Genomic DNA, 8,997 nt, shown 5'->3' with positions numbered 1-8,997 from the left:
TTCCATTTTAGAGATTTGTTTAAGATAAGATATAACTCATTGAGATGTGTCATAGTATTCGTCGTTAGAAAACAATTATTGTGACATTATTTCAATGAGTTATCTATTTTTGTCGTGTACAGAGATTTAATCGTTATTTTACTAATCCCCCTCGATCCCCCTTTAATAAAGGGGGAAGTTCAAACTTATAGAAGTTTCGAGGAGCTTTATCAAATTAAAGACTTTTCCCTCCTTTGAAAAAGGAGGGTCAGGGAGGATTTCTTAAATCGCTGTACGCTCTTCAATACCGTTATTGGTCGCAACAATCGCAATATCCGCTTTATTGATCGCGAAAATACCGTTACATACCACACCAGGGATGTTGTTAATGGTTTTTTCCAGCTCAAGCGCATTCAGAATGTTCAGGTTATGCACATCCAAAATAACGTTTCCATTATCAGTTACTACACCTTCACGGTAAGCAGGATCACCACCCAGCGCCACCAACTTACGTGCGACTGCTGAACGTGCCATTGGAATCACTTCAACAGGCAGCGGGAAATCACGACCCAATTGCTCTACCCATTTCGAATCATCAACGATACATACAAATTTTTTCGCGATAGACGCTACGATTTTTTCACGGGTCAGCGCAGCACCACCGCCTTTGATCATGTGCATATGACGGTCAATTTCATCAGCACCATCGACATAGGCATCTAAACCGCCCACGCTATTCATATCAACCACTTCAATGCCTAATTTTTTCAGACGCTGTGCAGTCGCTTCAGAACTTGCAACAGCAGCTTCCAATTGCAGTTCTGGTAAAAGGTCAATTAAAAAGTTAACGGTACTACCTGTACCTACGCCTAAAATGCCCCCTTTTGGTAAGTGTTTTAAAGCCGCTTTGGCTGCAGCTTGTTTTTTCTCATCTTGGGTTGCATATAGACTCATGACATCACTCAACTAATTTGGACTTTTGCAGTAATTTTAAACCGCAAAGCCGTGTGGTTTGTTACAATAGAGTCTTATTTTAAACTGTTAGATGGAAAATTAACATGCTGTCTCGTTTGGTTCGACAAATTTTACAAGCAACGGTCTACGATGTTGCAATCGAAACCCCACTCGAAGCAGCGCCACGAATTAGCGAACGCTTAAATAATAACATTCGCTTTAAACGTGAAGATTTACAACCGGTCTTTTCATTTAAGCTACGCGGTGCCTATAACCGTATTAGTCAATTACCGAAATCACAACTCGAACGTGGCGTTATCACAGCTTCAGCAGGCAACCATGCACAAGGCGTGGCACTGTCAGGGAAAAAGCTGGGTATTCGCGCGATTATTGTGATGCCAAAAACCACGCCCGACATTAAGGTCCAAGCGGTAAAACGTTTAGGTGGTGAAGTGGTATTACATGGTGATTCATTTGACGTTGCCAACAAATATGCCATTCAGCGTGCCCAAGAAGATGGCATGACTTTCATTCCGCCTTATGACGACGAACTGGTGATGGCAGGTCAAGGTACGATTGCCAATGAAATCCTGCGTCAATGGCGCGATGTAGAATATGTCTTTGTTGCAGTTGGCGGTGGCGGCCTGATCGCAGGTGTTGCAGCTTACTTAGGTGATGTTGCACCGCATGTCAAAGTGATTCCTGTGGAATATGATGAATCCGCGTGCTTAAAAGCGGCCTTAGAAGCCAATGAACGTGTGATTCTTCCATCTGTCGGTTTATTTGCCGATGGTACTGCAGTGGCACAAATTGGTGAAAAACCTTTTGAGGTCATCCGCCTGCAAAAATCAGATAATTCTGGTCCAATTGTTGAACCTGATGTGGTACTGGTCAATACCGATGAAGTCTGTGCAGCAATTAAAGATACCTATGACGAATGTCGTAGTATTGTAGAACCATCTGGTGCAATGGCATTGGCTGGTATCAAAAAATATGTAGCAGAACACGGCATTGAAGGCAAAAACATCGTATCGATTGTTTGCGGTGCGAACATGAACTTCGACCGTCTGCGCTATATTGCCGAACGTACAGAACTCGGCGAACGCAAAGAAGCTATCTTTGCCGTAACTATTCCAGAAGAAAAAGGTTCATTCCTGAAATTCTGCCGTGCACTACAAGGCCGTAATATCACAGAGTTTAACTACCGTTCAAGTGATGCTTCTGCAGCTCAGGTCTTTGTCGGTATCAGCCTGAAAAATGGTGAAAAAGAACGTCAGGAAATCTATGAAAACCTGAAATTCGACTACGATGTTGATGATCTGTCTGATGACGAAGTCGCAAAACTACATATCCGTTACCTGATTGGCGGTCATGCCGATATTGAAAATGAACGCCTGTTCCGCGTGGAATTCCCGGAACGTCCAGGTGCCCTGCTAATGTTCCTAGAACGTCTTGGCCCAACGCATAACATCACCCTGTTCCATTACCGTAACCACGGCGCTGCAGAAGGTCGCGTACTGGTCGGCCTAGAAGCAGAAGATGCACAGCAAAATCCAGATGGTTTGATTGAGACATTGGAAAGCATTACTTATCCATATGAAGAAATCACCAACAACCTAGGTTATCAGCGTTTCTTGAAATAATCGGTTTGATATAAACCGCCTTTCGAGGCGGTTTTTTTATATCCAGCTAAAAAAATGTATGAAGTATTTATGTAAGGCCAGATAGCTGAAAACTATAAAAATCTTTAAGATACGTACTTAGACATGAACTGATTTGAAATAAAAAAGATTTAGGGAAATATGCATGGCATTATTTGCAGTCATTGGGCTGGGCAGCTTCGGTGCAACAGTGGCGACTCAACTGATCAGCCTGAAACATGATGTGATTGGAATCGATCTCGACAAAAAATATGTGGAAAATATTTCCGATCAGCTTACCCATGCGGTCATTGCCGATGCAACCGATGAGCATGTTCTGGATGAACTGGATATCCAGCGCTGTGAAGCAGTCGTAGTCGCAATTGGTGAAGATATTGAAGCCAGTATTCTGTGTGTACTGCATCTGAAAAATATGGGTGTAAAGAAAATCTGGGCCAAAGCCAAATCCAAAGCCCACCATATGATTTTGACTCATCTGAATGTCGAAAAAATTATTCATCCTGAAGAAGATATGGGCGTCCGTGTGGCACAATCACTCAGCTACCCGATGGTTAGCCGTTATATGTCACTTGAAGATGATCATTATATTGTCAAAATCGAGATTCATGCCGATCATCATGACACTCCCTTACACCAGTTAATGAGTCAGGTTCCCGAAATTAAAGTTCTTTTACATAAACGCGGCACTGAAATACAACATATCGTGGATCTTGAGCTGCTACTTAAGGAAGGTGACATTCTGGTGGTCGAAGGATTACTAGAGCCTCTACGCCGTTTGTCCAAGCATTTTAAGGCCATATGAAAAGCTCAAATTTAAACCAGAACAGGATTGTCAATCTCAGTCCACCGAGTCTGCTGGCCTTAGGTTTTCTCGGACTGATTTTTATTGGTTCTTTATTACTGATGCTGCCCTTTGCCCATCAAACTGAAATCAGCTGGTTAGAGGCGATTTTTACAGCGACTTCTGCAGTGACAATTACCGGACTGTCTGTGGTCAATGTTGGTGAAGCTTATACACCCTTTGGGCAGGTCGTGATTATGTTCCTGCTGCAATGTGGTGGCCTCGGTTTTATGACCTTTGCCATACTCGCTTTTATGAGCCTGTCACCTAAACTTGGTTTAAGACAGCAAGTGATGGCACAGGAATCTATTGGCCAGACCAGTTTGAAGAAAGTCAGTTTTACCATTAAAGCGGTATTCCTATATTCCCTGTTTTTCGAAGCCATTGGCACCCTAATTTTAACCATGGCGTGGCTGGAAGATTATCCTTTTGGTGAAGCACTGTTTTATGCGGCTTTTTATAGTGTTTCTGCGTTTAATAATGGCGGATTTTCCCTTTTCCCCAATAGCTTGATGAGCTTTTCCGGCCAGTATTTCGTGACCTTTACGATCAGCATGCTGTATATCATTGGCGGGATCGGTTTTCTGGTTCTGATGGATGTAAAACAGAATAAAAGCTGGCGCAAGCTTAGCCCGAATAGCAAGCTGATTCTAACGACGATTATGGGCCTTAACCTGAGTGCTTTTATTGTACTCTGGCTATTAGAAGCCTCTAATCCACAGACTTTAGCGCTGATGAGTGTAGGTGATCAGGCACTCAATGCCTGGTTCCATGCCACTGTTCCCCGCTCTTCGGGTTTTTATAGTCTGCCCATGGACCAGATGAGCGATGCCTCAAGTCTAGTCACCATTTTTTTAATGTTTATTGGTGGCGGCTCCTTAAGTACGGCGGGTGGAATTAAAGTTGGTACGTTTATTATTGTGGTGATCAGCGTAATCAGTTTTCTACGCCGTGAAGATGAAATTCGCTTGTTCAATCATTCTATTTCTGAAAAAACCACTTTTAAGGCTTTAGCGGTTGTGTGTATTACCGCAGGTCTGGTCATGACCGGTTTTATGAGTTTACTCATTCTAGAACCCGATCATGATTTTTTAGATTTGCTGTTTGAGGCGGTTTCTGCCGCCTGTACAGTTGGATTAACACGTGGTGTCACTGGAGAATTGCAACCAGCGAGTTTAATCATTCTGATGCTTATGATGTATGCAGGGCGTCTAGGACCTTTAACTCTTGCCTATTTAATTGCAACACCGAAAAAGAGTCGTCTTAAACATCCGCCTTCAGAAATTCAGATTGGTTAAGATTTAAATGAATAGGTATAAGCAAAAAAACCACGCCTAAGCGTGGTTTTTTACATGAAACAGATTAGTACCAATTCATTAAGGATACACCCAAGCCCACATAAGTTGCACGGTGATTGTAATCAATCAGACTTTCACCATAACCATCAAAGAGCTGGAATTGACCGCGTAGACGCCCACTGATCGGAAATGACCAGTCGAACTGTACCGCACCACGGTTATCATCTCCACCTTTAAGTGTATGACGCAACATCAAAGAAAAATCGTGGGCATTATGACGATAAAATGCAGTTAAATCCCCACGCCCGATATAGTTTTTAATCTCGGGATTATTGTCATCTGCACGATCTTCTTCGATACGATACCAAGGGCGCAGCATCATGGCGAAGTTGTCTTTTTCGAAACCGAGATTCAGCATTACCCGGTTCCAGCTACGAGATAATGGATCGGAACGGCCATTAGATTGATGATTCAGGGTTAGTCCCAGCATACGCCAGTTCAAACCAAACAGATCATAATTGGTACGGAAGATCAGGCTTGCTTCAGGCTCATAATTGGTTTCACGAAATGGTCGAGACTCTTCCGAGTTATATACCTGCCAGCGTGAAGACTGGGTATAACCCAGCCAGAGATCCCCGTTATCACCCAGAATATTTTCAACCGCCTTGGTTTTTAAAGATAACTGGAATTTTCCTTCAATCGAGGTCAAGTTCTGGTCTTCTTCAACCGTGTTATTCGGGTTTTCACTTTGCGGAAACTCGTTTTTCTTGGAAGTCCAGAATCCTGGCATCAGATAAATCGGCTGATAGGAACGGATATTCCACGTACCCAGTTTACTTTCCGGCGACAATTCCCAACGGCTATCCAGCAAGGATAAAGCCGGAGTCAGCTTTGATCCTTCTGAAGCATAGATATTGGAAACGGTCTGTTCAATCTTCGCTTTGAGGTTATCGGGTTCGGGCGCAATTTCTATGGCTGCACGCCGTTCAGAAACAATCTCAGGCTTACTATCGGCCGGTATTTTAAATACCGCATCGTAACAGGCCAAGCGTTCTGAATTAGTTTCAACCGCAGAGCAAGCCTCAGCCGTTGCCGGCATCGGACTACTCGCTACAGTTTTATCTTCCGCATTAACTTGCGTCCCAACTACACAGCCAAGCAAAACGCCCAGCTGCAAAGTTGAGCGCTTAATAGAATTAAGCGCCATCCTCTATCCTCATTGTTTTTATTTATTGAACTTGCTGAATTGTAAAGCCGAGTTGTTCTAAAGTTTCTCGTTTGGCAAATGGCGCAACAACCGCTTTTGAAGCTTGCTGTTCAACCAGATAAGTCTGTGCGACACGTTTCAAGTCATCTAAAGTGACATGCAACAAACGTTCCCGAAGCTGTTTACGGAAAGCTGGCGTACGTTGATGCAAGTAGGCATAACAGGCGGTAATCGCTTCACCTGCTGGTGAACCCGGTTTATCCATACTGGCGATTAAACCTAAGATGGCTTCTTCCAGTTGATGCGGTTGTTGAGGTGCGTTCAGCAACCATTGGATACTTGCATCAAAGTCCTGGAAAGTCTCTGCCAAGCGTGGATCGCGGTAACTATAGAAACGGAATGAACATGCATTGCCGTCATAGCTTGCGCCACCACCATAAGCACCGCCTTTTTCACGGATCGCGCTATGCAGATAACCATTACGCAAGTAGCCTGCCAATACCATCAAGGCAGCAGCATCAGGATGTGAAACTTCTACCGCAGGATAAGCTGCTGCACAGAACTGCACATTGGTCTGAATCAACCAGGCTTCATCATTGCTATGATTAACTTTTTCAACCTGAGTCAATTCTGCAGGTGCAGTATTCACTTCCAGTTTGTCCCATACGTTTTGAATTTCTTCAATCAGACGCTCAGACTGCTGTTCTTCACACACCAACAAGAATTGTTTTGGCGCTTGTAGCAAGACTGCATGAATGCGTTTTAATTCATCAATCATAGCGTCATAAGCTGCTGGATCTTTTTCAGCCTGATTGACCAAGTTAATCAGCCAGTTCAAGGCGCCCAGACCGGTATTATGATAATCACGCAAGGCTAGAGCGCTATGCTGACGTGATGCCACTTGCATCGCATAGCTATGACCAGAACCGGAAATACGTGATTGCCAGCGAGTTTTACGCTGTTGCAGCAATTCAATAATACGGCCTTTTTCATCAAAGCGTAGTTGCTCGAAACCGATTTTTAACAGACGGATCGCATCCAGATGGCTAGCCAAAGATTTAGTCGTTAAAGTTAGCCACGCACTGATCTTGTTTTTGTCATCCACTTTAGAGCGCAATGAAGCACCCATGCCCAGACCACCGCTGACTGCTGTTTGCAGTTGCTGGAATTGCAGGTAATCATATTCACCTGCACCGACTTCACCCATCAAAATAGATAACAGGTTGAAATACGGTGATTGCACCACTTCATCTGGAATTTTCACCAACACCTGTTGGTAATAAATCCCATTAGTACCTGCATGATACAGATTCAATGGCGTATCTACGCGGTTACAAATAATCTCACGCAACTGGCCTTGAACAATCTGCAATTCCGCAGGCACATCTTCCAGACCCACTTTAGGTAACAAGTTCAAGTCATCCGGTGTATCCTGACGAATTTTTAATGCTTCAGTTTGGGCATTGATCTCGGCTTTTTGTTCTTCAGTTAAAGCTTTACCAATTTCAGCTAGACGTGCTTTTTCTTCTTCAGCTTCCTTGGTAGATTTGCTTGCATCTGGAACTAAAGTCAATTGAACACGGTGCGAGTTATCTAAAAGATGTTCTTTGATCAGATTCGACAGCCACATTGGATCTTGCAATTCTTCTTTTACTGAAGCAATTGCAGAGTCCACATCCCAGACTTCAACTGGATCACGATGGTGAATTGCACTGCTTAAGCCGCTTAAAATCAGGCTTAGACCATACGGTGTACCATCACCATTGATTTCACGCTGATGCAATTCGATCTGATGTAGGATCGCATCTACTGCCTGTTGATCAACAGGTTTAGAGGCAACTTCTTCCAGAACTTTGAAAACTCCGTTTTTGAATTCTTCAGCATGTTCAGGGTTTGAACCTTGAACCGCGCAGTAGAAGGTCATTTCAAAGTTGGAATCATCTACGCCCATGAATGGGCCAGTTGACTGTGCATAACCACAGGTTTCCAAGTAATGACGTAAGGGAGATGCTGAATCTTCCAGCAAAATCCCTTCTACGAGACGCAAGCCTAAACGTAACTTGATATCACTCGCTTCTGGCAATAACCATGACAATACGTGATAAGTCTTGTCCTTCAGATCTTCCCCATCAACTGCATAGGTTTCTGTTACATTGAGTGGCGCAGTTAAACGGGTTTCTGGCGTTGAATAAAGTGTTTCACCTTTTCCAAATTTAGACAGTGCCAGATTTTCAAACTGTTCCTGTAACTCAGCAGCAGATTTATTACCAAAGGTCATAAATACTGCATTACTTGGGTGATAATGCGTTTTATAGAAATTCACCAACTCTTCATAAGTCAGGTTTGGAATATCTTTAGGATCGCCGCCTGAGTTGTAGTGATAGGTAGTGTCCGGGAATAAGTGATGCGCCAAAGTATGATAAAGTTGATCTGAAGGTGAACTCATTGCCCCTTTCATTTCATTAAATACCACGCCTTTATACACTGGCTCGCCATTTTCCAGCTCAATACGGATACCTTCCTGAGCAAAATCCAGCGGATTCAGGTTCGCAGCAAAGGCCGCATCCATATAAACTTCTAATAAGTTCTGGAAGTCTTTATCATTTTGAGTTGCGAATGGATAAGCCGTCCAGTCTGCCGCTGTAAAGGCATTCATAAAAGTATTAAGCGAACGGCGAATCATCAAGAAGAACGGATCACGTACCGGGAATTTTTCTGAGCCGCACAGTGCAGTATGTTCCAGAATGTGCGCTTCACCTTTTGAATCCATTGGCTGAGTGCGAAACGCAACCAGAAAAACATTTTCATCATGATTGGTCGCCAGATGATAATGGGTGGCGCCAGTCACTTTATGCTTATATTCAGACACTAAAATGTCTAAAGCTTCAACATGTTGTTGACGTACCAACTGAAACGCAGGATGTACAGTTTGAGAAATGGTTTCAGTGACATCTACAGTCATGCGATCTCCTAATGCTTAAATTAAAAAATTATTATTCGCATTATAGCTGTAGTTGTTTGAATTATTCACGCAGAAAACCGAGGATTTTGATCGAA

General features: G+C 43.3%; 6 protein-coding genes. 3 read left to right on the top strand and 3 right to left on the bottom strand.

The genetic code is table 11. The annotated features are described in order from the left end of the window. Positions 1–261 precede the first annotated feature (261 nt). Positions 262–933 carry a ribose-5-phosphate isomerase RpiA gene (rpiA, locus tag FTV31_RS11625; RefSeq protein WP_180014989.1) on the bottom strand — a complete coding sequence of 224 codons (672 nt, stop codon included), beginning with the start codon at positions 931–933 and terminating at the stop codon, positions 262–264. 104 nt (positions 934–1,037) lie between these two features. On the opposite strand from rpiA, the gene ilvA reads away from it, so the two are divergent. From ilvA to FTV31_RS11610, 3 genes are all read left to right on the top strand, one after another. Next, the gene (ilvA, locus tag FTV31_RS11620) at positions 1,038–2,576 is read left to right on the top strand and encodes a threonine ammonia-lyase, biosynthetic (RefSeq protein WP_180014988.1); all 1,539 of its coding nucleotides are present in this window, start codon (positions 1,038–1,040) and stop codon (positions 2,574–2,576) included. A 163-nt stretch (positions 2,577–2,739) separates the two neighbouring features. Next, positions 2,740–3,396 carry a TrkA family potassium uptake protein gene (locus tag FTV31_RS11615; protein ID WP_104426160.1) on the top strand — a complete coding sequence of 219 codons (657 nt, stop codon included), beginning with the start codon at positions 2,740–2,742 and terminating at the stop codon, positions 3,394–3,396. Further along, positions 3,393–4,733, top strand: coding sequence for a TrkH family potassium uptake protein (locus tag FTV31_RS11610; protein WP_159122737.1), 1,341 nt, complete (start codon positions 3,393–3,395; stop codon positions 4,731–4,733). The genes FTV31_RS11615 and FTV31_RS11610 overlap by 4 nt, the downstream gene beginning before the upstream one ends. 64 nt (positions 4,734–4,797) lie before the next feature. On the opposite strand, the gene FTV31_RS11605 is transcribed toward FTV31_RS11610, so the two are convergent. Both FTV31_RS11605 and FTV31_RS11600 read right to left on the bottom strand, forming a co-directional pair. Beyond that, complete coding sequence (locus FTV31_RS11605; protein WP_034702538.1) at positions 4,798–5,940, bottom strand: phospholipase A; 1,143 nt, start codon at positions 5,938–5,940, stop codon at positions 4,798–4,800. A 22-nt stretch (positions 5,941–5,962) separates the two neighbouring features. Continuing rightward, complete coding sequence (locus FTV31_RS11600) at positions 5,963–8,902, bottom strand: insulinase family protein (protein WP_180014986.1); 2,940 nt, start codon at positions 8,900–8,902, stop codon at positions 5,963–5,965. Positions 8,903–8,997: the final 95 nt, after the last annotated feature.

Source organism: Acinetobacter sp. YH16031 (assembly GCF_013417335.1).
Classification (GTDB): Bacteria; Pseudomonadota; Gammaproteobacteria; order Pseudomonadales; family Moraxellaceae; genus Acinetobacter.
This window is presented reverse-complemented; position numbering and strand designations above follow the sequence as displayed.